22 protein-coding genes are annotated in these 25,472 nt (G+C 65.3%); 10 read left to right on the top strand and 12 right to left on the bottom strand.

Annotated features, from left to right (window positions below; genetic code table 11):
* Window positions 1-32: 32 nt before the first annotated feature.
* From ACSZPK_RS25185 to ACSZPK_RS25165, 5 genes are all read right to left on the bottom strand, one after another.
* Window positions 33-800: an ABC transporter ATP-binding protein gene (locus ACSZPK_RS25185; protein ID WP_437884361.1), complete on the bottom strand. Its 768-nt coding sequence runs from the start codon at window positions 798-800 to the stop codon at window positions 33-35.
* Window positions 801-810: 10 nt separating this feature from the next.
* Window positions 811-1,920: an AMP-binding protein gene (locus ACSZPK_RS25180; RefSeq protein ID WP_437884360.1), complete on the bottom strand. Its 1,110-nt coding sequence runs from the start codon at window positions 1,918-1,920 to the stop codon at window positions 811-813.
* A 9-nt stretch (window positions 1,921-1,929) separates the two neighbouring features.
* Window positions 1,930-3,024 (bottom strand): dimethylsulfone monooxygenase SfnG, encoded by a 1,095-nt coding sequence (sfnG, locus tag ACSZPK_RS25175; protein WP_437884359.1) that lies wholly within the window; start codon window positions 3,022-3,024, stop codon window positions 1,930-1,932.
* A 12-nt stretch (window positions 3,025-3,036) separates the two neighbouring features.
* On the bottom strand, window positions 3,037-3,591 hold the full coding sequence (gene msuE, locus ACSZPK_RS25170) for an FMN reductase (protein ID WP_437884358.1): 555 nt from the start codon (window positions 3,589-3,591) through the stop codon (window positions 3,037-3,039).
* Window positions 3,592-3,989: 398 nt separating this feature from the next.
* Window positions 3,990-5,378: an aldehyde dehydrogenase family protein gene (locus tag ACSZPK_RS25165; protein ID WP_437884357.1), complete on the bottom strand. Its 1,389-nt coding sequence runs from the start codon at window positions 5,376-5,378 to the stop codon at window positions 3,990-3,992.
* Between the two features lie 102 nt (window positions 5,379-5,480).
* Between ACSZPK_RS25165 and ptrR the strand changes: the two genes are divergently transcribed.
* The 5 genes from ptrR (at window position 5,481) to ACSZPK_RS25140 (ending at window position 12,501) form a co-directional block, all read left to right on the top strand.
* Window positions 5,481-6,347, top strand: coding sequence for a putrescine utilization regulator PtrR (gene ptrR / locus ACSZPK_RS25160; protein WP_437884401.1), 867 nt, complete (start codon window positions 5,481-5,483; stop codon window positions 6,345-6,347).
* Window positions 6,348-6,678: 331 nt separating this feature from the next.
* Complete coding sequence (locus ACSZPK_RS25155) at window positions 6,679-8,922, top strand: TonB-dependent receptor (RefSeq protein ID WP_437884356.1); 2,244 nt, start codon at window positions 6,679-6,681, stop codon at window positions 8,920-8,922.
* A gap of 20 nt (window positions 8,923-8,942) precedes the next feature.
* Window positions 8,943-10,358: an alpha/beta hydrolase domain-containing protein gene (locus ACSZPK_RS25150; RefSeq protein ID WP_437884355.1), complete on the top strand. Its 1,416-nt coding sequence runs from the start codon at window positions 8,943-8,945 to the stop codon at window positions 10,356-10,358.
* Window positions 10,355-11,239 (top strand): phytanoyl-CoA dioxygenase family protein, encoded by an 885-nt coding sequence (locus ACSZPK_RS25145; RefSeq protein ID WP_437884354.1) that lies wholly within the window; start codon window positions 10,355-10,357, stop codon window positions 11,237-11,239. The genes ACSZPK_RS25150 and ACSZPK_RS25145 overlap by 4 nt, the downstream gene beginning before the upstream one ends.
* Window positions 11,236-12,501: an MFS transporter gene (locus ACSZPK_RS25140; RefSeq protein ID WP_437884353.1), complete on the top strand. Its 1,266-nt coding sequence runs from the start codon at window positions 11,236-11,238 to the stop codon at window positions 12,499-12,501. Before ACSZPK_RS25145 ends, ACSZPK_RS25140 begins: the two co-directional genes overlap by 4 nt.
* Before the next feature lie 32 nt (window positions 12,502-12,533).
* Here ACSZPK_RS25140 and ACSZPK_RS25135 read toward each other — a convergent pair whose 3' ends face one another.
* Genes ACSZPK_RS25135 through ACSZPK_RS25105 form a run of 7 tightly spaced genes read right to left on the bottom strand, consistent with a single transcriptional unit; the run spans window position 12,534 to window position 19,559 of the window.
* A complete protein-coding gene (locus ACSZPK_RS25135; protein WP_437884352.1) occupies window positions 12,534-13,373 on the bottom strand; it encodes a sulfurtransferase in 840 nt (279 codons plus the stop codon).
* Window positions 13,374-13,385: 12 nt separating this feature from the next.
* Window positions 13,386-14,249 (bottom strand): hypothetical protein, encoded by an 864-nt coding sequence (locus ACSZPK_RS25130; RefSeq protein ID WP_437884351.1) that lies wholly within the window; start codon window positions 14,247-14,249, stop codon window positions 13,386-13,388.
* Window positions 14,246-15,469 carry an acyl-CoA dehydrogenase family protein gene (locus ACSZPK_RS25125; protein WP_437884350.1) on the bottom strand — a complete coding sequence of 408 codons (1,224 nt, stop codon included), beginning with the start codon at window positions 15,467-15,469 and terminating at the stop codon, window positions 14,246-14,248. Before ACSZPK_RS25125 ends, ACSZPK_RS25130 begins: the two co-directional genes overlap by 4 nt.
* Entirely contained in the window at window positions 15,466-16,797 is a 1,332-nt protein-coding gene (locus tag ACSZPK_RS25120) for an LLM class flavin-dependent oxidoreductase (RefSeq protein WP_437884349.1), read from the bottom strand. The genes ACSZPK_RS25125 and ACSZPK_RS25120 overlap by 4 nt, the downstream gene beginning before the upstream one ends.
* The gene (locus ACSZPK_RS25115) at window positions 16,794-17,186 is read right to left on the bottom strand and encodes a rhodanese-like domain-containing protein (protein WP_437884348.1); all 393 of its coding nucleotides are present in this window, start codon (window positions 17,184-17,186) and stop codon (window positions 16,794-16,796) included. Before ACSZPK_RS25115 ends, ACSZPK_RS25120 begins: the two co-directional genes overlap by 4 nt.
* A 15-nt stretch (window positions 17,187-17,201) precedes the next feature.
* Complete coding sequence (locus tag ACSZPK_RS25110) at window positions 17,202-17,816, bottom strand: NAD(P)-dependent oxidoreductase (protein WP_437884347.1); 615 nt, start codon at window positions 17,814-17,816, stop codon at window positions 17,202-17,204.
* Window positions 17,817-17,834: 18 nt separating this feature from the next.
* Window positions 17,835-19,559 carry an FAD-dependent monooxygenase gene (locus tag ACSZPK_RS25105; RefSeq protein ID WP_437884346.1) on the bottom strand — a complete coding sequence of 575 codons (1,725 nt, stop codon included), beginning with the start codon at window positions 19,557-19,559 and terminating at the stop codon, window positions 17,835-17,837.
* 268 nt (window positions 19,560-19,827) lie between these two features.
* On the opposite strand from ACSZPK_RS25105, the gene ACSZPK_RS25100 reads away from it, so the two are divergent.
* The 5 genes from ACSZPK_RS25100 to ACSZPK_RS25080 all read left to right on the top strand — a co-directional run bounded on the left by ACSZPK_RS25100 (window position 19,828) and on the right by ACSZPK_RS25080 (window position 25,460).
* Window positions 19,828-21,579 (top strand): FAD-dependent monooxygenase, encoded by a 1,752-nt coding sequence (locus ACSZPK_RS25100; protein WP_437884345.1) that lies wholly within the window; start codon window positions 19,828-19,830, stop codon window positions 21,577-21,579.
* A complete protein-coding gene (locus ACSZPK_RS25095; protein ID WP_437884344.1) occupies window positions 21,576-22,109 on the top strand; it encodes an alpha/beta fold hydrolase in 534 nt (177 codons plus the stop codon). Before ACSZPK_RS25100 ends, ACSZPK_RS25095 begins: the two co-directional genes overlap by 4 nt.
* 15 nt (window positions 22,110-22,124) lie before the next feature.
* Entirely contained in the window at window positions 22,125-23,192 is a 1,068-nt protein-coding gene (locus tag ACSZPK_RS25090; RefSeq protein ID WP_437884343.1) for an LLM class flavin-dependent oxidoreductase, read from the top strand.
* A gap of 28 nt (window positions 23,193-23,220) precedes the next feature.
* Window positions 23,221-24,129, top strand: coding sequence for a LysR family transcriptional regulator (locus ACSZPK_RS25085; protein WP_437884342.1), 909 nt, complete (start codon window positions 23,221-23,223; stop codon window positions 24,127-24,129).
* Window positions 24,130-24,683: 554 nt separating this feature from the next.
* Window positions 24,684-25,460 (top strand): alpha/beta fold hydrolase, encoded by a 777-nt coding sequence (locus ACSZPK_RS25080; RefSeq protein WP_437884341.1) that lies wholly within the window; start codon window positions 24,684-24,686, stop codon window positions 25,458-25,460.
* Window positions 25,461-25,472 lie beyond the last annotated feature (12 nt).

Genomic DNA, 25,472 nt, shown 5'->3' with positions numbered 1-25,472 from the left:
CCCGACGGGGCAGCGATTCGTTCCAGGGAAAATCAGTGGCGCGCGCCGAGGTAGGCGGCGATCACCTCCGGGTTGCGCCGTACCTCGTCAGGCGGGCCATCGCCGATCTTGCGGCCGTAGTCGAGCACCACCACATGGTCGGACAGGCTCATGACCACGCCGATGTCGTGCTCGATCAACACCACGGTGGTGCCGAACTCGCGATTGATGTCACGGATGAAGCGGCCCATCTCGGCCTTTTCCTCGGCATTCATCCCGGCCATCGGCTCGTCCAGCAACAGCAGGCGTGGTTCGCTGGCCAGGGCGCGGGCCAGCTCGACGCGCTTCTGCAGGCCATAAGGCAGCTTGCCGACGATGGCGTCACGCCAGGGCTGGATGCGCAGGAACGCCAGGATACGTTCGGCCGCCTCGCGTTGCCGGTCGTCTTCGGCAGCAGCGCGGCCCAGGCGCAACGCCTGCTCCAGCCAACTGGCGCGGCGCTTGAGGTTGCGTCCGGTAAGCACGTTGTCGAGCACGCTCATGCCCTTGAACAGGGCGATGTTCTGGAAGGTGCGGGCGATGCCTCGGCGCGCCGCCTGGTTCGGCCGCAACGCGCGCGATTCACCGGCGAAACGCACCGTGCCCTGCTGCGCCTGGTAGACGCCGTTGATGACATTGAGCAGCGAACTCTTGCCGGCGCCGTTGGGGCCGATCAACGCGCAAATCTCGCCCTCGGCCACGGCGAAGCTGATGTCGGTGATCGCCCGCACGCCCTTGAAGGACAGCGAGATGTTGTGCAGTTCCAGCAGGGCAGCGCTCATTCCATCCCCCTCAGGCCACGACCGGTCGAGACAGCGGCGCATCGTCGGCACCGACCACTTGCCAGCACTCTTGCGCCGGCCAAGTGCGAACCTCGATACCCAACCCGTCGAAGAAACGCCGCGCCTCCTCGTCCAGCGGCGCGCCGACCAACAAGGCCACGCGAGCACGACTGAAACCAATGACATCGCGCAACGGGCGACGAATCAGCCAGTTACCCAGCACACCGCCCTTGCCGGCCAGCACCCGCTCCAGCCAACGCCGCCGCCAGGTGCCCGCCAGTGGCAGGCGCTCCTGCAGCAAGGCGAGCAGACGACCGTAGGTTTCCCGCGTGCCGAGCACCAGGCTCGGCCCCAGCTCACGACGATCCTGGTCGCGGGTTTCCAGGCGCTCGGGAAAGTTCAGGCAGAAACCGGCCTGCAACCATGAAGCCAGCAGATAACGCGCCTGGCCGCTGGCCGCGAAGGCACGGGCGGCCAGCGCTTCCTCGGCGGCCGTGAGGCGCTCGTCCCTGATCAACACCTCGGCCTGGGCCAGCAGCTCGGCGTGGCTGAAAGCCTGGCGCTCGGTGCCTGCCGCGCCATGGCGATAGAACGCGAAAGCGGCGTCGCCAGCACTGGACAGTGGCTGGGCCGGCTTGTCCTCGCCTATCGACAACTGCGCATAGTCCAAGGCGTTGCCACGCACGTGCGCATCGCTCACCAGGCCACGGCCGTCGACGAACACCAGCCAGGCCGGTGCGAGGCCGGCCTGGCGAATACGCGCGACCTCCTCGGCGCCCTCGGCCAGCACGAAATCCGCTCCCAGCCGCGTCAATACGAGCCGTTGCGCGGCCGCTTCCTGCAACGGATCGAACAGGCTCGCCACGCCGCCCAGCCATTGCGCCGCCAGGCTGGCGATCAGGGCCTCGGGGCGCGGCCGGCTGAGTACCAGCAGATGGGTGCCGGGAGCGAAACCGGCGGCCGCCAGGTTCGTTGCCAACGCCCGCACCTCATCCAGCAGTTGCTGCCAGGTGCGCGCCTGCCAGACGCCTAGGCGCTTGTGGCGCAGGGCGACAGCCCGAGGGCGCAGTTCGGCCTGGCGTAGCAGCCGGCCGGGCAAGGTAATCGCTGGCGTGCTCATCGGTTCGCCTCAGGCCAGTGCGGCCTTCTCGGTCTGCTTTTGCCCTTCCAGTTCGCGTACCAGCGGCAGCACATGCTTGCCGAAGTACTCGACCTCTTCCTGGAAATGCAGGAAACCAGAAAGGATCAAATCCACGCCGACCGCCTTCAGCGCAACGATGCGTTCGGCGATCTGCCTGGGCGTGCCGATCAGGTTGGTCTTGAAGCCGTCGTTGTATTGCACCAGGTCTTCGAAGGTCGACTTGGCCCAGTTGCCCTCGCCTTCCGGGCTGGCCTTGCCGGCGTTCCTGGCCTCGCTGGCGAAGCCGTTCACCGCATCCGGGTTGGCCTGGTCGATGATGTCCTGTAGCACCGCGCGCGCCTCTTCCTCGCTGTCGCGGGCGATGATGAAGGCGTTGACGCCGATCTTCACCGCGTGGCCGTTGGCGGCGGCCTTAGCGCGGATGTCATCGACCTGGGCCTTGATCCCGTCGACCGTGTTGCCGTTGGTGAAGTACCAGTCGGAAACCCGTGCGGCCATGTCCCGCGCCGCCCGCGAGCTGCCGCCCTGGAAGATTTCCGGGTGCGGTTGCTGCAGCGGCTTGGGCTTCAGGCTGTAGTCGCGCAAGCGATAGAAATCACCGTTGAAGGTGAAGCTGTCCTGGGTCCAGATACCCTTCAGAACGCGGATGAACTCCTCCGAGCGACGATAGCGCTCGTCGTGTTCCAGCCAGTGCTCGCCGATGGCGTGGAACTCGCCCTTGAACCAGCCGGACACCACGTTGATGGCGATACGGCCATTGGTGAACTGGTCGATGGTCGCCAGTTGCTTGGCCGCCAGCACCGGGTGCCATGGCCCCGGCAGGATCGCGGCGATGACCTTGAGTTTTTCCGTGGCGGCCAGCAGCGCATGGCTGATCGCGACCGACTCATGCTGGTACTCGGCGCCGTAGCCCGCGGTGAAACGGATCTGCGACAGCGCGTACTCGAACCCCGAGCGCTCGGCGATCTGCGCCAGCTTGCGGTTGTAGTCGATGTCCCAGCTGGTGCGCTGCTCGATGTTGCTGACCACCAGGCCGCCGCTGACGTTGGGCACCCAGTAGGCGAATTTGATCGGTTGGCTCATGGCGATGGCTCCTCAGGCCGCATCGGCGGCGAAATGGCGGAAGAAGGCGAGTGCCGGCTGCAATGCACGCTCGATGCGTTCGAGTTGTGCCGGATCGGTCAGGCGATGGTCAGTGAAGGCCTCGACCGTGGCGTACAGGCCGTACGGCAGGGTGTGGGCCTGGAAGAAGGCGAACAGTGGGCGCAACTGGTGATCGATCACCAGCGCATGGCGTTCGCCACCGCCGGTAGCAGCGAGCAAGACCGGGACGCCCTTGAGCGACTGGTAATCCACCAGGTCGAAGAAATGCTTGAACAAGCCGGTGTAGGAGGCGCGATAGACCGGGCTGCCAGCGATGACCAGGTCGGCGTTTTCGATGGCCGCGAGGTGCGGCAACAGCTCAGGCGAAACGCTGTCGCGCTCCAGTGATCCAGCCAGGGACGAAGCCAGGTCGGCGATACGCACCCAGTGCACATCGAGCGCCAGGCTTTGCCGCAAGCGCTCGACCACTGTCTCCAGCAGCGCGTGGGTACGCGACGGGTTGCGCAAGCTGCCCGACACCACCACCAGCTTGATTGCCTTGCCCATTTCAACACCTCGTTCGATTTGTCTCGAAGAGGCTTGAGCAGCAACCGTGCCAACGGATTAAAACCTTATAAATCAGCTATATAAGATTGAAACGAGAAGAACCCAAAATGCATGTTCAAGCACAGCCTGTTGAACAGGTGTGCGAGATTGAACAGTTGAACGCTGATGGTTTCCACGCTCCGCGTGGGAACCATCAAACAGTCGTCATTCCCGCGAAGGCGGGACAGCAGTTCCATCGCTGAACAGCGCTTGCGCTGGCCCGAAGGGGAATCATCCAGAAGTGTCTATGTATCTGGGCTCCCGCCTTCGCGGGAGTGACGGTAAAGAGTGTTTACGATTGACTCTGCACGTTGATCGCTCCCAAGCCAAGCATGGGAGCGATCAAAAGGTATGCAGGTTTACCGGCGATCCACCCACACGGTCTGCGCATTACAGAACTCGCGCACGCCGAAGTGCGACAGTTCGCGACCGAAGCCGCTTTTCTTCACGCCGCCGAAGCACACGCGCGGATCGCTGGCGCTGTAGCCGTTGATGAACACGCCGCCAACCTCCAGCTCGTCAGCCATGCGCCGGGCGGTGGCCGCGTCGGCAGTGAACAGCGTGGCGGTCAGGCCGAAGTCGCTGTCGTTGGCCAGTTCCAGGGCATGGCGAGCGTCCCGGGCGCGGATGATCGACGCCACCGGGCCGAACAGTTCCTCGCGGAACGAAGTCATCTGCGGCGTGACATCGGCCAGCACCGTGGGTTGGTAGAAGTTGCCCGCGCCCTCGACCTTGCCGCCACCGAGCAGCAGTGTCGCGCCTTCGGCCAGGGTACGCTGCACCTGGCCATCCAGCTCGTCGCGCAGGTCGAAACGGGCCATCGGGCCGATGTAGGTCTGCGCCTCGCGTGGATCGCCGATCACCAATTCACGGCTGGCAGCGACGAAACGCTCGGTGAAGGCATCGGCAATCGACTCCTCGATGATGAAGCGCTTGGCTGCCGCGCAAACCTGCCCGCTGTTCTGGAAGCGCCCCGCCACCGCCGCCTTCACCGCCTCGTCGAGGTCGGCATCGGCGAGCACGATGAAGGCGTCCGAGCCGCCCAGTTCCAGCACGCATTTTTTCAGCGCCGCGCCCGCCTGGGAGCCGATGGCCGCGCCGGCGGCGACACTGCCGGTCACGGTGACGGCGGCGATGCGTGGATCACGGATGCTCTGCGAAACCAGCTCGTTGGCGACGTTGATCACCTCGAACACGCCCGCGGGGAAGCCCGCCTGCTCGAACAAGCCACGCATCGCATAAGCGCTGCCCATCACGTTCGGCGCATGCTTGAGCACGTAGGTGTTGCCTGCCAGCAGGGCTGGCACGGCGCCACGCAGTACCTGCCACAACGGGAAGTTCCACGGCATCACCGCGAGGATCGAGCCCAGCGGGCGGTATTCGATCCAGGCGCGCTCATGTTCCACGGTGGTCGCTTCGGCGGCGAGCATGGCCGGGCCATTGGCCGCGTACCAATCGCACAGGTCGGCGCATTTGTTCACTTCGCCACGGGCCTGGGAGATCGGCTTGCCCATCTCGGCGGTGATGGTCGCGGCCAGGCGTTCGATATGGTCGCGCAGCGCCTGGCCCAGGCGCACCACGGCCTCGGCGCGTTGCGCCAGCGGCAGTTTTTTCCAGCTCGCATAGCCCTGCGCCGCACGCGCCAGGGATTGTTCGAGCGCCTCGGCGGAATCGAAGGCATAGGCTTCGATCACTTCGCCAGTGGCCGGGTTGCGGGAAATCGCGTGGGTCTGGGGCGTGATGCTCATGAAGGTGCGCTCCGTGGGTGACTGTGGAGCCAGTTTCAGGTTGAGCGTTATTTTTGAAAAGTGAATAATCCTGAGCATATCGCTCACGAATCGAGAATGAACATGGACCTCGTGCAACTGGAAATCTTCCGCGCCGTCGCCGCGCACAAGAGCGTGGCCGCTGCGGCCCAGGCCATCCACCGGGTGCCGTCGAACCTGACCACGCGCCTCAAGCAACTGGAGGCCGATCTTGGTGCCGACCTGTTCATCCGCGAGAACAACCGCCTGCGCCTGTCCCTGGCCGGTCATGACTTCCTCGCCTATGCCACGCGCATTCTCGACCTGGTCGAAGAAGCGCGCGCGGTGGTGTCCGGCAACGAACCCAACGGCCGCTTTCCCATCGGCTCCCTGGAAAGCACGGCGGCGGTGCGCATCCCGCCGTTATTGGCCAGCTATCACCAGCAATTCCCCAAGGTCGAACTGGACCTGTCGACCGGCCCGTCCGGGCAGATGATCGATGGCGTGCTCAACGGCCAGTTGATCGCCGCCTTCGTCGACGGCCCGATCAAGCACCCGGCGCTCGGCGGCATGCCGGTGTTCGACGAGGAGATGATGGTGATCGCGCCTTCCCATCACGCGCCTATCGAGCGTGGTCTCGATGCCAACGGTGAAATGATCTACGTGTTCCGCTCGAACTGCTCGTACCGCCACCACTTCGAAAGCTGGTTCGCCGCCGACGGCGCCGCGCCGGGGGGCATTCGCGAACTGGAGTCGTACCACAGCATGCTCGCCTGCGTCAGCGCCGGCGCCGGCGTCGCGGTGATCCCGCGCAGCATGCTGGAGAACATGCCCGGCAGCGCCTCGGTCAGCGCCTGGCCGATGAAGGACGCGTTCCGCCAGTTGAAGACCTGGCTGATCTGGCGCAACGACTCCCGCTCACGCTCGCTGGAACTGTTTCGCCAGTTGGTCGAGGCTGAAACCAGCGTTTGAGGCGACTGCCTGCCCTCCCCGGTCGACGCTTGCAACCAGCCCACCTCGAGCATTGCCCATTGCTTCGCAACCGATGAGCAAGGTCGGCGCTCGCTTGATCCAAGCCGCACGCATATATCCATATGCGCATAAAATCTCACCAAAAAATATTATCGCCGAATAAAGTTGCTCGATATGCTTTTACTCATGGCTTTACGAGCACTGACGTGAGCACGCAAAGCGCCATAGCCAACCGAGTACTTCCAAGTCGACCGAGTTCAAGGAGACGAGGCCTTTGCCAGGCAGTGGGACGTCGCCGGTTTTGATCGATATGAAATTTGGGGAGTAAGAGATGTTTGGATCGAATATGCAGCGCAGCTTGCTGGCGCTGGCGGTGAGTGCCGGTCTGTTTCCGCTTCAGGCCAGTGCGCAGCAGGCCAGTGACAAGGACACGGTATTGTCCACCGTCGTCGTCAGCGGCGACCAGGAAAGCAAGGCGCATGAAGCCGAGCGCCGCACCATCACAGGCAAGACCAGCCTGTCGGCGAAAGAACTGGAGCGTCTGGACATTCGCAGCTCGGTAGAAGCGACGACCTTCTCGCCCAACGTCTACCAACCGAAGGCCAGCTTTTCCAATGGCAACTCCAACTACATCATCCGTGGCATCGGCGAGACCGACGGGCAGATCGTGCCCTCCACCGCCACCTTCGTCGATGGTGTCTACCTGACCCGCCAGCTGGGTTCGGTGCAGGAACTGCTGGATATCGAACGTGTCGATGTGGAGCGTGGCCCGGTCGGCTTCGACGGCGGTCGTTATGTCGAAGGCGGTGCCGTGCGTTTCACCACCCGCGTGCCGACGGAACAGACCCGGCAGAGCTACGAGATCGGCTACGGCACCGACAACGAATACCGCGTCGGCGGTTATGTCAGTGGCGAACTGGTCGAGGACAAACTCTTCGGCAGCCTGGCCCTGGCTCGCCACGCCCGCGATGGCCTGGAGAAAAACACCAGCACCGGCAGTGAAGCCAACGACATCAGTTGGACCGGAGGCCGCGCCAAGCTGCGCGTGCTGCCCCAGGACGACCTGGAAATCAATTTCACCGTCGACGGCAGCTACGATGACAGCAAGAACCGTGGCTTCTCGAACCTGCTCGCCGCCGATAAATACGCCGTCTCCAACCCTGTCGATGCCGATAGCGATTTCTACACCGCCGGCTTCTCCACCAATATCCTCTACACCCTGAACGAGCACCTGACCCTCAGTTCGCTGACCAGCGCCCGGCACTTCAAGCAGGACGGTTACTACGACAACTTCGGCGACCTGTACGGGCGCAACGCATCGGCTGCGGTCTATCGCGATACCGCCTACCAGCAGGAGTTCAAGCTGCAAGGGCAGTACGAGCGCTTCGACTTCTCGACCGGCCTCTATTACCTGAAGGAGTTCTGGGAACAGGATCGCCGCGCGAACAGCATCGCCACCACCAACCTGACCAACCCGGCCGCCAGCACCACGCGCCTGTTCGACGTCTACAACAAGCAGAACACCACCGACTACGGCCTGTTCGGCAAGGTCAACTACAAGATCACGCCACGCCTGACCGGCACCCTGGGCCTGCGCTTCGAGCACGAGATCTACACCAACAACCCGAGCATGTACGGCCCGGCATCGGGCACCACCCGCGCCTATCCGCAATCGCTGGACGACTTCTACAACGCGCCGGTCGGCCCGCTGGCCTGGTCGGCGTCGGCCACCGACCGTTCCGACCGGCTGCTGCCGGAGGTCGGTGTGTCCTATGCGCTGACACCCGAGGTATCGGTCTATGCCAGCTATCGCCAGGGCGCACGGCAAGGCGGCTTCGACTTCAACACCAACACCACCTCGAACATCCTGCAATCCACCCTCGCCTACGAGCCGGAAATCCTCACCACCTACGAGGCCGGGATCAAGAGCTTCTTCCCGGCGCACAACCTGACCCTGAACCTCGGCGTGTTCTACAACGAGTTCAAGGACATCCAGCTTTCCACCACCGACCCGGTCAACGGCTTCAGCCGCCGCTGGAACGTCGGCGAAGCGCACTCCGAAGGGATCGAGCTGGAAGCCCGCTGGTCGCCGACCGACGCGCTGAGCATTCTCTACAGCGCGTCCTACCTCAACAGCCGCCTCGACCAGTTCGACGGCGTGGAGAGCCGCACCACGCTCAAAGACGGTTCGGTGATCAACAACACTGCCTTCGAAGGCGCGGAACTGCCCTACTCACCCAAGTTCCAGACCGCGCTGGGTTTCGACTATCGACTGCCAATCGCCACGGCTTCGAAATGGCGCATCGGCGCCGACGCGTCCTACCAATCCGAGATGCACACCTCAATCCAGAACATCGCCGTCACCCAGCTCAAGCCGCAGACCCTGGTCAACGCCCGCCTGAACTGGACCAGCGCCGACGACCACTGGGCCGTGCAACTTTCGGCCAAGAACCTGCTGGACAAGCGCTACAGCCAGCGCATCAGCCTGCAGCAGTCAGGCGGCACGCCGTACCTGATGCCGACCTTCTACAACGATCCGCGCTCGGTGTTCGTGTCCCTCAAGTACAACTACTGAGCCGGAAGAAGGAGCCAGCCATGCACAATCCATTCGCCATGGGTGTGCTGCTGATGCTGATCCAGGCATCGGCGCAGGCTGCGCTGCTGGTGGAGGGCCCGATCGCCTCGGGCCCCGTCGGCAATGCAGCGAAAGACTACCCGTTCAGCGCAAGCAGCAGCGACCTGGCCAAGGCCGGTTATCGCGAAGACGAGTTCTTCGTCTCCGGCCAAGGCGCCGTGTACAACCTGCCCTCACTGGTCACCGGCGGCGTGCTCACCGATGGCCACGCCTACAAGACCCGCGTCCTGGTGCGTCGCCCCGTACAGGCAACGCGCTTCAACGGCGTGGTCTTGGTCGAGTGGCTGAACGTCACCGCGGGATTCGACGGCGCGGCAGTCGGCAACCCGCTCAATGAGCACCTGATTCGCCAGGGCTATGCCTGGGTGGGCGTCAGTGCCCAGGAAACCGGGGTCAGTGGCCCGCTCGGGCTGCAACACTGGAACCCGCAGCGCTACGCCAGCCTGCAGGTGTCGACGCCCAAGGGACCGATCGTCGAAGACTCGCCCCTGGCCTACGACATCTTCGCCCAGGTCGGGCAAGCGCTGCGCCAGCCCCCAGGCAACGGCACGGCATTGCTCGGCGGGTTGCAGGCCAAGTGGCTGATCGCCACCGGCGCCTCGCAATCGGCTCGGCGCCTGGCCATCTACCTGAACTCGGTGCACCCGCGCCAACCCGTGTTCGACGGCGCCCTGCTGGTGGTGAGCATGGGCGACCGGGTACGCGACGACACGCCGGTCAAGGTCGCCAAGATTCTCAGCGAATCGGACCTCATCGGCGGCGACGAGGCCAATGCGCGGCAGCCGGACAATTCACGGCGCGTGACCTGGGAAGTCGCCGGGGCATCGCACTCCTCGCGCTACGGCCAGGCAATCCGCAGCCAACAGGTGGCCAGGGACTTCCCGGAGCAATCGCTGCCCTCACGCAACACGGCGCAAACCTGCCGCTACCAGCCCAATACCCCCGTGCCCTTTCATCTGGTCGAGGCCGCGCTGCTGGAACACCTGCGCGACTGGATCGCCAACGGCACGCAGCCACCTTCGGCCCCACCGCTCAAGGTGCATAGCCTGCTGCCACAGGTCGAGCTGGAGCGTGACCGCTGGGGCAACGCGCTCGGCGGCATCCGCCTGCCGGATGTCGAGGTGCCGCTGGCCCGCAACAGCGGCGCGCTCAACCCTGGCCTCAAGCCGGAAAACAACCGCCTGTGCCGCATGGGCGGCATCTACGAACCCTTCGACAAGGAGCGGCTGCACACGCTCTACCCACAACGCGCCGATTACCTTCGCCACGTCGAGAACGTCCTGCGCGACAACGTGAAAGCGGGCTTCGTGCTGGCCGAGGACGTCGAGCCGATCATCGCCAGCCACTACCTGCCGGCCCTGGAAGGTGCGCAATGAGCACGAATCCAGCCTCCACTTCCAATGCACGCCTGAGCGCCGAACACATCACGGCCTACCAGCGCGACGGCGTGATCCTGCTGCCCGGCGTGGTCGATGCCGAGCGGGTGAAGAAACTGCTGGCCGCTGCCGACCAGCAACTGGATGCGTTCCAGGCCCAGCAACGCAGCCTGGCCAGGAACCTCGCCGATGGCGGCGGCACCTTTCTGTCGCAGCGCCACGCCTACCTTCAGCAACCCGAGTTCGAACGCCTGATTCACGACTCGGACCTGGCCGCGCTGGCGGGGCAACTGATGGGCGCGCAGCAGGTGCGTTTCTACTTCGACCACCTGTTCATGCTCGACAGCGATACCGCCAAGGACCGTTATCGCTGGCACCAAGACCAGCCCTACTGGGCCTGCAGTGGCGACCAGGTCTGCACGTTCTGGATGGCGCTGACCGATTGCGACGTCGACAGCGGCGCCCTGGAGTTCGTCCTTGGCAGCGACCACGGGCCGCTCTACCCGCCCGCCAAGGTCTGGCATCCGGGCGATGCAACGCCCCACGCGGAGCTGCCGCGTACGCCGGCCTATCACCAGCAGCGCGACCAATACCGGATCGTTTCCTGGCCGGTCAAGGCCGGCGACTGCCTGGCGTTCAATGGCCGCATCGTGCATTCCGCGCGTGGCAACCACTCCTCGGACAAACGCCGGGTCGCCTACGCCACGCGCTGGTTCGGCGAAGCGCTGCGCTACGCCCGGCATGAGCATTACCAGGACCCGCTGACCTTTCCCGAAGCGGAGATCCTGCCCGGCCAGGCGCTCGCTCGCAGCAGCCGCTTTCCATTGATCTGGCAGAACGATGACGGTCTCTCGACCAACGCGGCGCAGGGCAGAACATGAGCACTCGAAACGTGGCAAAAAAAGCCTGGCTGATCGTCGCCATGCTGTTCCTGTTCCAGGCCATCAGTACCCTGGACAAGCTGGTGCTGAGCCTGGCATCCGTGCACCTGATGGATGAGCTGCAACTCACGCCGTTGCAGTACGGCACCATCGCCAGCAGCCTGTACTGGCTGTTCGCGATTTCGGGCGTGCTGTTCGGCGTGCTGTTCGCCAATCGCATCCCGAGCAAATGGACGCTGTTGCTGCTGGTCAGCCTGTGGTCGCTGGTGCAGTTTCCCGTGGTGTTCGTCAGCGGCTACCTGGGCCTGCTGCTCTGCCGTGTGCTATTGGGCGCGACAGAAGGCCCTGGCTACCCCTCGGTGATGCATGCCGCTTACCGCTGGTTCCCGCCGGAGCGGCGCAACCTGCCGACCGCGATCATCTCCCAGGGCGTGGCCTTCGGCTTTCTCATCGGTGGCTGGCTGCTGACCAGCATCATCCTCGCCTACGGCTGGCGCAGCGCCTTCGTCTTCTGCGGCCTGATCGGCCTGTTGTGGGTGGTGATCTGGTTCTGGATCGGCGAAGACGGGCCGATCGGCCATGCCGAGTCGCTCAAGGAACAGGCGCAACAGCGGATTTCCTATTGGCAGATCGCCCGCGACCCGAGCATCGTCGGCCTGATCGTGATGCTCATCGGCGGTTACTGGATCAGCAGCCTGTCGGTATCCTGGCTGACGCCCTACCTCAACAAGGGCCTGGGTTATGACCTCGAACAGACCGGCTGGCTGACCTCGGTGATCCTCGGCGTTTCGCCGCCCTTGATGCTCGGCCTGACCTGGTTCAGCGAACGCCTGCTGCTGCGTGGCTGGAGTTCGCGGGTGGCACGTGGCGGGCTGGCCGCAGGGGCCATCGTCGGCGCCGGCGCAGCGCTGCTGCTGGCGGTGCAACTGCCGCTCGGGGTGAGCAAGGTGGTGTTGTTACTGCTGGGTTTCAAGCTGCCGCACCTGGCCTTCATCCTGTCCACCGCCATCGTCGGCGAGGTGGTGCCCAATGCCCAGCGCGGGCCCGTGCTGCATGTGCTGTTCGCCGGCGTCACCTCGGTCGGCTTCATCGCCCCGGTGGTGTTCGGCTGGATCGTCCAGGCGCAGCCGGGCGCTCTGCTCAGTGGCTACGACGCGGCCCTGCAGTTTTCCGCCGCGCTCTTGCTCGTCACCGGTGCGTTCGGTCTGCTGCTGATTCATCCCGAACGCTCGATGGCACGCCTGCGAGCCAGGCAGGCCTGATGGCCTGCCCACCCGCCACTCGCTCGCGGCTATCAGGTCGCGAGCGGCGCGTCGGGGTAACTGCTCCACTCGCTCCACGAGCCCGGATACAACCGCGCACCGGCCAGCCCGGCGATCTCCAGGGCCAGCAGGTTGTGGCAGGCGGTCACGCCGGAACCACATTGCTGCACGCTGAGATCGGCTGAGCGGCCTTGCAGCAACTGTTCGAACTCTTCGCGTAATGTCGCGGCCGGCTTGAACGAGCCGTCCTCCTGCAAATTGCTGCGGAAGAAACGATTGGCCGCACCGGGAATATGCCCGGCCCGCGCATCCAGGGTCTCGTTCTGGCCTTGATAACGATCCGCCGAGCGCGCATCGACGACCAGCCACTGGCGGCTCTCCAGATTAGCCAGCAGTTGCTCGCGAGTCACCGACTCGACCCGCGAATCGCCAGCCTGGAAGTCACCCGCCGGGTTACTCGGTTGCTCCTGCTCCAGCGCCAGGCCGGCGGCCTGCCAGGCCTGGATGCCGCCATCGAGCACCGCCACCGCCGAGTGCCCGAGCCAGCGCAGCAGCCACCAGGCGCGCGCGGCGAACATGCCACCCTGAGCGTCATACAGCACCACTTGCTGGCCTTGGCGCAGGCCCAGCTCGCGCAGGCGCTGGCTCAGCGCATCGCGCTCCGGCAGCGGGTGGCGACCGTTATGGCCGCTCTTGGTACCGCTCAGGTCGCGGTCCAGATGCAGGTAGTTCGCCCCCGGCAGATGGCCCTGCCGATAAGCCGTGCGGCCGCTGTCTGGGTCGGCCAGGTCGAAGCGGCAATCGAACAGCGCCGCGGTGTCACCCAGCGCCTGCAATTGCTGCGCACTGATGAGCGTGGTGTATACGGACATGTACATCCTCCTCTAGAAAATGAGTGCCGGATCGGCCAGGCAGGTTGCGATGTCCAGCGGACGCGGCAACACACCGTCACGGGCCAGCACATCGATGGCCATTTGCATTTCCCGGCCATGGGCCGGGGTGATCGGTTCAAGCGCCCAGGGTAGCGCCTGCAGGGCCTGCTGCCAGAGTGCCGGCGGTTCGCCGCCTGGGTGAGCATGCGCCAGACAGGCCGACGCCTGCGCAAGATTCTGACTGACCCAGTGGCTGTGCTCACGCAGTTGCCGGAGAAACCCCTGCAGTTCCGCGCGCCGCTCGTCGAGCAGTTGGCGGCGCCCGTAGACGAGCGAGCGATTGCCCAGCCATCCGGCCTTTGCCAGTTGCGCGTGCGGCAATCGCACTTCGCGCCAGCAGCCTTCGGCCCGTGCGGCGACCAGCCCCGCGCCGCTGGCGACCCAGGCATCCGCCTGCGCGGCCTGCACACGGGTCATGCCGCCCTTGCCTTCGAGCAGTTGCAGATCGGCCAGGCGTGCGCCGATGCTGGTCATGGCCAGCGCCAGAAAGCGCAGGTGCCAGGAGCCGGCGGCAATCAGCACACGCCGTCCGGGCAAGTCTTCGAGGCTGACGATCGGGCTGTCGACAGGCGTCAGCAGCGCCGCGAAAGCGGGACGTGGCGGGCTGCCGGCGAGCCAGATCAGTTCGCTACCAGAGGCCAGCGCACGCAGCAGCGGCACGCAACCGCCACCGCTGATATCCAGCTCGCCACGCGACATGGCCGCCAGCAGCGCCTCGGGGCTGCCCGTATGCCATTCAACGCCAGGCACATCGGCCAGGTGGCGAAACAGGAAGAGGCTTTGATTACCCGGATGAATGCCGACCCGCAGGGTCATGCCTGCGGCTCGGCACGAAACGGCGTCCACGACGGGAACTCGCCGTGCAGCAGGTAGCGTCCGCTCTGCTGGTACTTCCAGGTCACCGAGTCGTGCAGGCTGTGGGTGCGGGCATTACGCCAATGCCGATTGAGGTTCAGCGACTCGTCCGCCGCGCTGCTGCCGGCCATGCCGAAAATCTCGTTGGCGACCTCCAGCGCCACATCCGCGGCGAAGGCTTTCGCCTCGCCCATCGCCACCAGTGATTCGCCGACCTTCTGCGGGTCGACAACACCGTCGGCATCGCTGGCCTGGTCGATCATCCGGCTGGCACGCAACACCAGGGCCTCGGCCGCATGCACGCGAGTCGCCAGTTGACCGAAGCGGATCAGCACATAAGGGTCCTCGGCGACCCGCACCGCGCCACCTTCGGCGACGATTTCCGGATGGGGCCGCGCGCGCTGGGTGACGAATGCCGCGCCATCGTGCAGGGCGTTGGCGGCAATCCCGGCCTGGATCGCGCCGTGGATCAGAAAGGTGATGGCGCGGTTCAACTGCGCCTCGGGCGAGTTGCCGGCGAACACCTGGACGAACTCGGCACTGACTACCACCTCGTCGAAGCTGACGCTGCCGCTGGCCGTGCCGCGCTGGCCCATGGAGTGCCAGTTGTTCGCCGTGGCGATGCCGGGGCTCAGGCGTTCGACGAACGCCGTGGCGACCTGCCCGTGCGGGTCCACCGCGCGAACCGCGATCCAGTCGGCGGTCAGGGCACCGGTGGCGTAGAACTTGTTGCCGTTGAGCCGCCAGGTTCCGTCCCCGGCAGCGCGCAGCGCCGTGGTGTTGATGCCGGCGGTCTGCCCGCCGCGCTCCGACGAAGCGTTGCCCAGGCGCTGCCCGGCGAGCGCCCGGGCGAAGAAGAAACGCTGCAGAGACGGCGTGCCCAGGCGGGCGAAGCGGTCGATGTTGCTGTAGTGGCTTTGCAGGGTCTGGGCCACGCTCGGGTCGACACTGGCGATCAGCCGCACCACCTCGATCAGGGTCGTCACGCTGACGCCGGCACCGCCGTGTTCGCCTGGCACGTTGATGCCGAGCAACCCGCTATGGGCCAGCCAGGCCTGGTCGTCTTCGGAAAGGTTGCGCGCTTCTTCACGGCCGCGCACGCCCGCTGCGATCTGCCGGGCGAATGCCGCGGCCGCCTCCAGGGACTGGCGCTCGTCGCGCAGGATTCGAACAGAACTCATGATGCCGGTCTCGGGCCTTCTGGCCTCGCCAGGGGATGGGCAGGCCGTTCCAGACCGAGATGCTCGCGCAGGGTATGGCCCTGGTAGTGCGTCCGGAACAGGCCACGTTTGCGTAGCAGCGGGACGACTTCATCGACGAAGGTTCGCGCACCTTCGGCAAGGACATCCGGCATGAGATTGAAACCGTCCGCCGCGCCATTGCGGAACCAGTGCTCGATATCGTCGGCGACCTGCTCGGGGGTGCCGACGACGATGCGGTGCCCGCCGCCACCGCCCAGGCGCCCGACCAGTTCGCGGGCAGTCAGGTTTTCCTCGCGGGCCACCCGCACGGTCGCCTGGAACATGGTCTGGTTGCCCTGGCCCTGAGGCAGGTCGAGCGGAATCGGCCGGTCGGCATGCAGGCGCGCACGGTCGATGCCGAGAATCAGCGCCAGGCGGGCCAGGCCGTATTCGATGGGAATCAGCTCGATCAGCGCTTGCTGGCGCCGCCGGGCGTTTTCTTCAGTGTCGGCGATCACCGTGACCAGGCCCGGCATGACCCGTGGGCGAACGCGCCCGGCCTGAGTGGCCTGCGCCTGCAACGCCTGGATGAATGCCTGGCCCTGGGCCACGCTCTGCGCCAGGGAAAACACCACATCGGCCTGGCGCGCGGCCAGCGCCTGGCCATCGGCGGAAGAACCGGCCTGCACCACGACCGGATGGCCCTGGGGCGAACGCGGCAGGTTGAGCGGGCCGGCGACCTGGAAGAATTCGCCCTGGTGATTGAGTGGCTGAATACGCGCTGGATCGATGAAGCGGCCACTTTGCGGGTCGCCCAGCAATGCATCATCCTGCCAACTGTCCCACAGGCCCCTGACCAGGCCCACGAACTCATCGGCGCGCCGATAGCGCTCGCCGTGGCTGGCCGATTGCGCCTGGCCGAAATTGCGCGCGATCTCGGCCTCGGCCGTGGTCACCACATTCCAGCCGGCGCGCCCGCCACTGAGGTGATCGAGCGAGGCGAAACGCCGCGCCAGGTCATAGGGGCTGTTGAAACTGGTCGACGCCGTGGCGATCAGGCCGATATGGCGAGTCGCGCTGGCAATGCTGGCAAGTACCAGCAGCGGGTCGAGCGACTGGAACGGGCGGTACTCGGGCACCTCGACCAGGCCGGGTTTATCGGCCAGGAACACCGCATCGAAACAGCCCTGCTCGGCGATCCGCGCGCACGCCACGTAATGCTCGACCTTGGCGAAGGCCAGGGGATCGCTCCCCGGCCAGCGCCATGCCGAACCGTAGAATCCGGCATTCAGCAGGTTGAGGTTGAGGTGCAAGCGAGCCCCGCTCATTGCGCCTCTGCGGCGACGACAGCCAGGCCGTCGGCCAGCCAGGCCTGGATGCCGCCCCTGATGTAACGGGTCTGGCCATAGCCCAGGGCTTGCAGTTGCTGGGTGCTGTTGACCGAGCCGGCCCCCGTTGCGCAGAACAGCACGATGGGCTGCTCCTTGCCATGTACACCCAGCTCGGTGCCCTTGCCAGCGGCGAAATAGGCTTCGATATCGGTCAGGGGCAACCACGCCGCCTTTTCCAGGCGCGGCTGGCCATCGCGGAACTGGGCGCGGCGCACATCGATGAGTACGGCGCCCTGCTCGATCAGCGAGCGGGCCTCGATCGGGCTGAGGCCATGTTCGTTATCGGTGGTGTCGGTCGAGCATACAGCGGGTGTCGATTGAGTCATTACAGCATCCAAGTGTCAGTAGCCAACGGTGAAACGCTGGCGTGAGTGGGTTGGGTGTTCGGTTTCATCCAGCAACGCCACGGCATAGTCCTCGAAGCTGATCCAGCTCTTGCCGTTGGGGTCGTGGAGCAACTGGTCATGGCCCAGTTGGAAGGTGCCGGTGCGCTGGCCTTCGATGAACAGTGCGGACGGCGACAGAAAGCTCCAGTCGAGGTCCGTGACCTGGCGCAAACGCTGGAGCAACGCACGACCAGCGGAGGCTTCGCCATGGTGCGCCGGCGGGAACTCGGCGCTGTCCACCAGCGCCTGGCCCGGCGCGATTTCCAGGCTGCCGGCACCGCCGACGATCTGCAGGCGCCCGACACCGCTGGCGCGCACGGCCGCCAACAGGTCGTCCAGGGCGGTCGAGGAAAAACGCGTCGAGCTGATCACCACGTCATGCCCACGCAGGTGCTCGGCCAGTGCCTGGGGCTCAGTGGTGTCGCCCTGCTGCCAGCTCACACCGGCACGCGCCTCGGCGAAACGTGCCGGATCACGGGCGATGGCCGTGACCTGATGGCCACGCAGGAGTGCCTCTTCGAGCAAACGGCGGCCCACTCGGCCACTGGCGCCGATCAATGCGATTTTCATGTAAATGCCCTCGGGTCTTCACGCCACCTGGATGGTGGCGCGCCTGGCCGCGACGCGACCGGTGATAGTCAGCAACAGTGCCTCGGCATCAGCGATTCGCTCGCCGCGCCAGGCGACCTGCTGGTCAGGGCGAACCAGCACCAGGCTGGCGCCATACAACGCGCGCGCACCGGGCTCGGCGGCCAGCGCTACGCGTTGCAGTGGAATCTCCAGTTGGCGGGCACTGGCAAGCAGCTCCTCCGCCTGTTTCGAGGCGCCATCGTCCAGGATCAGCAGGCTGAACCCCAGCCCCAGGCGGTCGTACAAGACACCGCCGTCGGCGAGCGTCAGGTGCGGCGCGCGATGCCCCGGCTTGGCGAACGGCTGGTACTCGGTGGGCTGCCACTGCGGCGCCAGGCTGCCGTCGTCGACCACCACCGAGGACGCCTCGTAACGCACGTCCAGCACCACGCCATGGGTTTTCCATTGCCGCTGGGTGAGGCGGTAGATGTGCTCGCCGAGTGCCTGGCGGGTTTGCACCGATTCTTCATCCTGACCAAGCGGAATGCCGCTGGCCTGGATCAGCGCCCGTGCCTGGCTCATGGCGTTGTAGTTGAACCAGGACGACTGGCCGACGCGCCAGGCCGTCGGCCGGCGCTCCTCATCGTAGGAGTCGAGCAATCCGTCGCCGGCCCAGCCATCGAGTACCGCCGCCAGCTTCCAGCCCAGGTTGACGGCATCGCCGATGCCCAGGTTCTGGTTGTGCCCGCCGGCTGGCGGGAACAGGTGCGCGGCATCGCCGGCGATGAACGCACGCCCCTGCCGGTACTGGCGGGCAATGCGCACCTGGATGCGGTAGGACGAAACCGTCTCGACCTCCAGCTCGACGGATTCACCGAACAGCGCCAAGGCAGCGGCATGCGCTTCCTCGTGGGTCGCCGGCCGGCCCTGATCGAAATCGGACAGGGTGAAACGCCAGCGTTCGTCGTCCACCGGCGAGGCGTTACTGACGATCTGCGGGTTGGCGACCACCAGAAACCCTTCCATGCGGTAGCGCAGGCTGGCGAACAATTCGGCATTGCGGCGCTGCTTGAGACGTACGATGCACATGGTGGCAAAACGGTTGGGTTCGCCGATGCCGTCGCGTTCGATCCCCAGCGACTGTCGCACCAGCCCGTTGGCACCGTCGCAGCCCACCAGATAACGCGCGTGCAGTTCGCGGGTTTGCGTTCCGTCGTGGTGGCGTATCTGCACGGCAACCTGGTCGGCGGACTGCTCCAGTGTCACCAGTTCCCAGCCCAGCAGAAACTCGACGCCCAGTTCGATGGCCCGCTGACGCAGAATCGCCAGCGCCTTGGGCTGATTGACGCTCACCGACGGTTCGCAGGAGATCGCCTGGTGCTGCTCCGCCATGCGTCCCCAGTCGAAGCCATGCACGCCCAGCGATTCGCCGAAGATCGAGCTGGCGAACAGAATCTTGCTGCCCGCACTGGGTGTCAGCGCACTGTTCTCCTGGCTGCGGATGGAAATGGCCGCCTGGCGCAGAGCGGATGAAATCCCCCAGCGACGATACTGCTCGACGGTGCGCATGGTGTTGTTGCCACCGCGCGGGTGGTTCTGCTCGATCTCCTCGCGCCGCTCGATCACCACCGGCCGCTGCCCGCGCAGCGCCAGCTCCAGCGCCAGGGCGGTGCCCACCGGCCCGCCTCCAACGACCAGAACGGGAATAAGGTCATGTTGCTCGCTCGGGTGCGCTGTACTCACGGGGTTCTCCGAAACCGTCGGTCAAAAGAGGAATCGGCCGCTCGGGACGATGTCGGCATACATTAACCGCAGCATAATTATTCGCAAATATTATTTTTATATAAGATTATATTCTTATAAGTCGATTTTATTTTGACTAAAAGCCCGCCTAAAAAACATTAGCGGTTATATATGAATATTCTAAAATGATATTTGCGTATATTTAACCGACCTCTATCCTCGCCCCGATCACTGAACGCGGCGCATGCCGGCACGTATCGAGGAAGTCATGAGCGAGTTGAAAGCGGAGGCTGCACACCCGCAGCGCCAGGTGGATGTATTGATCGTAGGCGCAGGCCCAGTGGGCACCGCCCTGGCCCTCGACTTGCGCGGACGTGGCGTCGAGGCGCTACTGGTAGAACGCCTCGAGGAGATTCCCGACGATCACCCGCGTGGCGGCAACGTCAACATGCGCACCGTCGAACACTACCGCCGCTGGGGCATCGCCGAGCGCCTGCATGGCCTGGCCACGGCGGTGAAGACCGGCGCCAATGCCCAGCGCGTGCCCACTGGCGGGCGCAACGTCACCTTCGTCGAGTCGATCCTTGGCCGCGCCTGGGGCGCCCATCCATTCAATTACGGTCGTACCCGCGACGAACACTGGGACATCGCCGCCGAACCGTCGGTCAGCGTCAACCAGCCCAAGGTGCACCGGCTGCTGCGTGAGCGCGCCCTGGAACTGGGCGTGGAGCACTGGCTGGGGCATGAGTTCGAATCGCTGCACGCGCATGCGGATTCGGTAGAGGTGCGGATAAAGGACCTGAACAGCGGTGCACTGCGTTCGGTAAACGCGCGCTTCGTCGTCGCCTGCGATGGCGCCCAGAGCCCGGTCGGCAAGGCCGTCGGCATTCTGCGCGAAAGCAACAACGCCGGGGTCAGTTGGATCTACGCGGCGATCGTGCAGTTGCTCGACACCAACAGTTCCGAGCTGTTCCAGCGCCTGCGCTATGACTTCTCCGGCTACCTGGTGGTGGCCAACCCGGACATCGTCTCGGGCACCTCGCCGGTCAGCGAGGACCGCTGGCGCTTCACCCTGCGCGGACGTGGAGAAGAGCCGCCAAGCGAAGACGAAGTGCTGGCCACGGCGCATGCGCTGTTCGGCGAAGACATCGCCCTGCGTCTCGACTCCCTGACCCGCTATCGCCGCCAGGTGCGCATCGCCCAGACCTATCGCAAGGGGCGCGTGTTCGTCGCGGGCGATGCCGCGCACCTGTTCCCGCCAACGGGGGGCCACAACCAGAACCTGGGCATCGGCGACGTGGTCAACCTGTCCTGGAAACTGGCCGCCGTGCTGCAAGGCTGGGGCGGCGAGGCGCTGCTCGACTCCTATGACATCGAGCGGCGTCCGGTCGGCTGGCTGACCGGCTTGTCTTCGGATGGCATTTCCAGCGGCTGGCCGCGGATGGAAAACGTCGTGCGCGCCGACAGCGGCCGCGCATTGCTCAACAGCGACGCGCATGCGGCCGAGCGCCGTGCCCTGTCGGAGCAGCTCTACCAACATACCTTCGCCGAATGGAACACCCATGGCGTGGTGCTGGACGTGCGCTACAGCGACTCGCCCGTGGTGATCGACGATGGCAGCGAGGCCGAGCCCTGGAGCGAAACCCGCTACAGCGCGTCGGCCAAGCCTGGGCATCGCGCGCCCCTGGTGCGCCTGCACGATGATTCGCCGCTGTACGACCACCTGGGCAGCGGCCTCACCCTGCTCGCCCTCGGTGCCGCGCAGGAGCAGGTCGATGCCTTCATCGAACAGGCCCGTCTGCGCAACATCCCACTGACGGTCCTGGTTCCCGGCGAAACCGACCTGGCCACGCTGCTGAAACACTACCAGGCGCCATTGACGCTGATTCGCCCCGATCAACATGTCGCCTGGCGCGGCAGCGCGGGTGACGCCGGCCAGATACTGGACACGGTGCGTGGCCAGAAAGCGCACCAGGCCACGACCCGTGAAGTCCTCGAACAGCGAGTGATATCGCCATGACCCACATAGCGCCGGCAGTGCCCCTGCTGTACCTGACCGATGACCCCGACACGCTGCCGCAAGGCGTGCGTGCCCTGGCCGAACAGTGGCCGCTACAGACGCCGAGTGTCGAACAGGCCGCCAGGCAGCTCGACGATGCGCGCGCGCCTGTCGTGCTGCTCAGCGATACGCAGCATGCCCGCCACGCCATCGACCTGGCGCAACGCCATGCCGCCCAGGTGCATGCCCTGGTCCTGCTGTCGCCACCGCCCTTCGAGGAGGCCAGCGCACAGCCTGAGGCCGATGCGTTGGCGGGAGGCGAAGTCGCCACCCTGCTGCTGCATGGCAGCGAACTGAACGATGACGAACAAGCCCGGCGCGCCTACGCCTACAAGCAGGCCTGGCCGCAGGCGCAACTGGTCTACCTCTACGCCGCCGGCGCCGATATCGCGCAACGGCGCCCGGCCGCCTTCGCCGAGGTCGTCGGCGACTTCATTCGCTACCAGGAAGGCTTCGTGATCAACCGTGCCAGCACGCTGCTCAACCCCTGACGTCCGGAGCCCACAGTGAAATTTTCCTTCTTCAACGGTTTCGCCTACAAACCGCCAGGTGCCACTGGCTGGCCCGCATCACCAACGGGTGACGAACCCGGCCTGGCGAGCAAATCCTTCGAGCGGACCTTGCAGGCCTTCGACCTGGCCGATGAGCTGGGCTTCGACTGGTTGAGCATTCCGGAGCATCACTTCAAGCCGTTTCTCTCGACCAACCCGCTGCTGGCCGCCAGCGTGCTCAGCCAGCGTGGTTACCGGGCGCGCCTGGCGATCCTCGGCAGCCTGTTGCCGGGACGTGATCCGGTGCGGGTGGCCGAAGAGTACGCCACCCTCGATAACCTGACCCAGGGTCGCCTGGTCATCGGCCTGCTGCGCGGCAACCCGATCGAACAGGTGACCTTCGGCATCAACCCGCAAGAGTCGCGGGCGCGCTTCGAGGAAGCCACCGCGCTGATTCTCAAGGCCTGGAAAACCCCCGTGCCCTTTGGCTGGGAAGGCCGCTTCTTCCGCCAGCGCACCCTGGCGGTATGGCCACGCCTGGTCGAGCCGCTGTCGGCGGAGAAGGTCGTGGTCTCGGGCAATACCCTGGAGTCCGTGGAGTTCGCTGCCCGCAGCCAACTGTCCATCGCCATCGGCCATCAGACGGTCGAGGACGCTGCCGTGCTCGCCACTCACTACCGGCAACGATCTGCCGTACACGGCTGGACACCGACTGCCCGGCATATCGTTTATCATGCCGAGCTGCATCTGGCCGACAACGACGCCCAGGCCGAAGACGAGATCGCCCGCTACAAGCTGGGCCTGCTGCCCAATCCGCTGGCCGGCGGCAATCGCGCCACCCGCCGTCTGCGCGAGGGGCTGGGCGAAGCCGATGGCGAGCCATTCAGCCGGGTGCTGCGTTTTCATGGCGGGCCCGATACGGTCCGTGAAGCGCTGCGCGAAGCCCAGTCGAGAATCGGCTTTGGCGTGCTCAACGCGATCTTCCAGATCAACCGCCTGCCCCATGGGCAACAGGCACTGCGCTCGCTGGAGCTATTCGGGCGTGAACTCATACCAAGCCTGCGCAACGTCGCCGAAGGCTGACTGCGAGGACCGGACAAGAAGACTCATTATGGATGGCGTTCAGAAAACCGAAGATGTACAGGCCTTCGTCGCCGTGGTGCGGCATGGCTCGCTGATTCTCGCCGCGGAAGCCCTGCAGGTCAGCCAGCCGGCGATCACACGCCGTATCCAGAGCCTCGAGGAAACCCTTGGCGTCGAATTGCTCGAGCGTCATACCAAGCCGCTCAAGCCCTCTCCCGCCGGCCTGGCGATCTACGACCAGTGCCGGCAGATACTCCGCGAAATGCAGGTGCTCAAGAGCATGGTCGCACACACGGCAGTCCCTTCTGGCGTACTGCGCCTCGGGGCGCCATTCATCATCAATGGAAGCCCCTTGGTTCAGAGCATCCTGGGGGTCAAACAGCATTACCCCAATTTGCGGGTCCAAGTCACCCCAGGCTGGAGCTCGACGCTGATCAGCCGGGTGGAGAATGGCGAACTGGACGCCGCCCTGGCCGTCCAGCCGCAAATCAGCACCCTGCCCCCGTCCGTTACCGGCGAGTTGCTCGCCGATCTGGAAATGTGCGTTGTCGCCCCCCTGGGCGAATTCGAAGAACGGCCCTACCACCTGCGCGAAATCTACTCGCGCGGCTGGGTACTGAACCCCCGCGAGTGCGGCATGCGCAGCAGCCTGGAGGCGGCGCTCACCAGCCAGAGCCTGCCGCTGACACTGAACGTGGATGTGCTCAACAGCGACATGCAGCTGGAACTGGTCGCAGCCGGCCTTGGCTTGGGCCTGGTGCCACGCCACCTGCTCGAACTGAACCCCCATCGTGCCCGGCTGGGCATAATCGAGCTGGCCGACTTCAAGCTGAACAACCGGATCTGGATGGTGACACCGGTCATCCAGAGTGGATTGCACGCCGCCATCGAAGAAGTGGCAGAGACGATCAAAAAAGAGTTCAGCCCCCGAACGTGACGAGCCGCCACGGCTTGCGCTTGCCGGCGCAACCTCAACGCACTGGGCGACGACATCCGCAGTTGAGCGTCCCGGTCCGATCCCATGAGCGTTCGGGTCGGTGTATCGATGAGGACTGGCCGCAGAGCCGACACCCGCCGAGGGTTGGGCGCAATACCGGCACGCAAGGGAGAATCGCCGGCGACTGTTTTGCTCAGGCGAATGCCCCGGCCACCTCGACATCCCGTCCACACCAACCCTGACGCGGCCGCACGCCGGGCCAAGTACCTCCAAGCCATTGCCAATGGATGGCGACCGCCCCGTGGTAATAGGCTTTCGGAAACGCCATCGAGATCACTCACTGAACGCCCCAGAGGCGCTGCTTTGCAGTCGCTGCGAAGGAGCTGTGCGGACACATACTCTTTCGATTGCGACAGGCGTATGCGGAACCTATCAGTGAGCGTATCGATTATTTTCATGGAGCATAATCATTTTCAAACATCGCTCCATCGGCCTATTTTGACCCTCAAGCAAGCGCAACCAACTCCCGACTAAAAACAATAGTGGAGCGCATCATGAGGTTATCCCCTCTTTCTGCACGGCATGCAGAACCCGGCGTCCAACGCCCCGTCCTGCTCCTGCTGCCCGGCATGGTTTGCAACCATCGCGCCTGGAGCGCGCAGATCGAAGGTCTCGCCGATCTGGCCGAGCCGTGCGTGATCGACTACGGCCTGGCCCGCTCCCTCGACGGCATGGCCAGGCACGTACTGGCCCAGGCACCGACCCACTTCTACCTGGCCGGGCACTCCATGGGCGCCCGGGTCGCGATGGAAGTCGCCCGGCAGGCACCGCAGCGCGTACTCGGTCTGTGCCTGATCGGCACCGAACACCGCGCCAGCCCACCCGGCGAGCAAGGTCGCCAGGAGCAGGCAGGGCGCATGGCGCTGCTGGACACGGCCAACCGCCATGGTATGCAACGCATGGCCGAAGACTGGCTACCGCACCTGCTGCCGCAGGAGCGCCAGGGCGATACAGCACTGACCTCGGAAATCCTGGCGATGATCGCCGAGCACTCGCCCGAGCAACTGGCCGCGCACATCGATGCGGGCGCCAACCGCCCCGACGCCAGCGAGCTGCTGCCCACGCTGCACATGCCGACCCTGCTGCTGGCCGGGAGCGAGGATCGCATCCGCCCGCCCCAGGCACACCGCGACATGGCCCAGCGCCTGCCCGACTGCCGGCTGGAGATCATCCAACGCTGCGGCCACATGCTCACCCTGGAACGCCCCGAAGCGGTCAACGAGGCCATGCGAGCCTGGCTCCAGCGCTGCCTGCGCGCCCCGGCGTCCTAGCCTCACCACCAG

The organism is Pseudomonas sp. LRF_L74 (genome assembly GCF_965644255.1).
Taxonomy (GTDB): domain Bacteria; phylum Pseudomonadota; class Gammaproteobacteria; order Pseudomonadales; family Pseudomonadaceae; genus Aquipseudomonas.
The sequence above is the reverse complement of the archived record's forward strand: the minus strand, read 5'-3'. Positions and strand labels throughout refer to the sequence as shown.

Excerpts from the sequence above, each read along its gene's own strand:
- ACSZPK_RS25080 (WP_437884341.1), top strand. The coding sequence starts at position 24,684 with ATGAGGTTATCCCCTCTTTCTGCACGGCATGCAGAACCCGGCGTCCAA.
- ACSZPK_RS25120 (WP_437884349.1), bottom strand. The coding sequence starts at position 16,797 with ATGAGCGGGGCTCGCTTGCACCTCAACCTCAACCTGCTGAATGCCGGA.
- ACSZPK_RS25100 (WP_437884345.1), top strand. The coding sequence starts at position 19,828 with ATGAGCGAGTTGAAAGCGGAGGCTGCACACCCGCAGCGCCAGGTGGAT.
- msuE (WP_437884358.1), bottom strand. The coding sequence starts at position 3,591 with ATGGGCAAGGCAATCAAGCTGGTGGTGGTGTCGGGCAGCTTGCGCAAC.
- ACSZPK_RS25095 (WP_437884344.1), top strand. The coding sequence starts at position 21,576 with ATGACCCACATAGCGCCGGCAGTGCCCCTGCTGTACCTGACCGATGAC.
- ACSZPK_RS25110 (WP_437884347.1), bottom strand. The coding sequence starts at position 17,816 with ATGAAAATCGCATTGATCGGCGCCAGTGGCCGAGTGGGCCGCCGTTTG.
- ACSZPK_RS25130 (WP_437884351.1), bottom strand. The coding sequence starts at position 14,249 with ATGACCCTGCGGGTCGGCATTCATCCGGGTAATCAAAGCCTCTTCCTG.
- ptrR (WP_437884401.1), top strand. The coding sequence starts at position 5,481 with ATGGACCTCGTGCAACTGGAAATCTTCCGCGCCGTCGCCGCGCACAAG.
- ACSZPK_RS25135 (WP_437884352.1), bottom strand. The coding sequence starts at position 13,373 with ATGTCCGTATACACCACGCTCATCAGTGCGCAGCAATTGCAGGCGCTG.
- ACSZPK_RS25145 (WP_437884354.1), top strand. The coding sequence starts at position 10,355 with ATGAGCACGAATCCAGCCTCCACTTCCAATGCACGCCTGAGCGCCGAA.
- ACSZPK_RS25125 (WP_437884350.1), bottom strand. The coding sequence starts at position 15,469 with ATGAGTTCTGTTCGAATCCTGCGCGACGAGCGCCAGTCCCTGGAGGCG.
- ACSZPK_RS25150 (WP_437884355.1), top strand. The coding sequence starts at position 8,943 with ATGCACAATCCATTCGCCATGGGTGTGCTGCTGATGCTGATCCAGGCA.
- ACSZPK_RS25115 (WP_437884348.1), bottom strand. The coding sequence starts at position 17,186 with ATGACTCAATCGACACCCGCTGTATGCTCGACCGACACCACCGATAAC.
- ACSZPK_RS25165 (WP_437884357.1), bottom strand. The coding sequence starts at position 5,378 with ATGAGCATCACGCCCCAGACCCACGCGATTTCCCGCAACCCGGCCACT.
- ACSZPK_RS25140 (WP_437884353.1), top strand. The coding sequence starts at position 11,236 with ATGAGCACTCGAAACGTGGCAAAAAAAGCCTGGCTGATCGTCGCCATG.
- sfnG (WP_437884359.1), bottom strand. The coding sequence starts at position 3,024 with ATGAGCCAACCGATCAAATTCGCCTACTGGGTGCCCAACGTCAGCGGC.
- ACSZPK_RS25180 (WP_437884360.1), bottom strand. The coding sequence starts at position 1,920 with ATGAGCACGCCAGCGATTACCTTGCCCGGCCGGCTGCTACGCCAGGCC.
- ACSZPK_RS25085 (WP_437884342.1), top strand. The coding sequence starts at position 23,221 with ATGGATGGCGTTCAGAAAACCGAAGATGTACAGGCCTTCGTCGCCGTG.
- ACSZPK_RS25155 (WP_437884356.1), top strand. The coding sequence starts at position 6,679 with ATGTTTGGATCGAATATGCAGCGCAGCTTGCTGGCGCTGGCGGTGAGT.
- ACSZPK_RS25185 (WP_437884361.1), bottom strand. The coding sequence starts at position 800 with ATGAGCGCTGCCCTGCTGGAACTGCACAACATCTCGCTGTCCTTCAAG.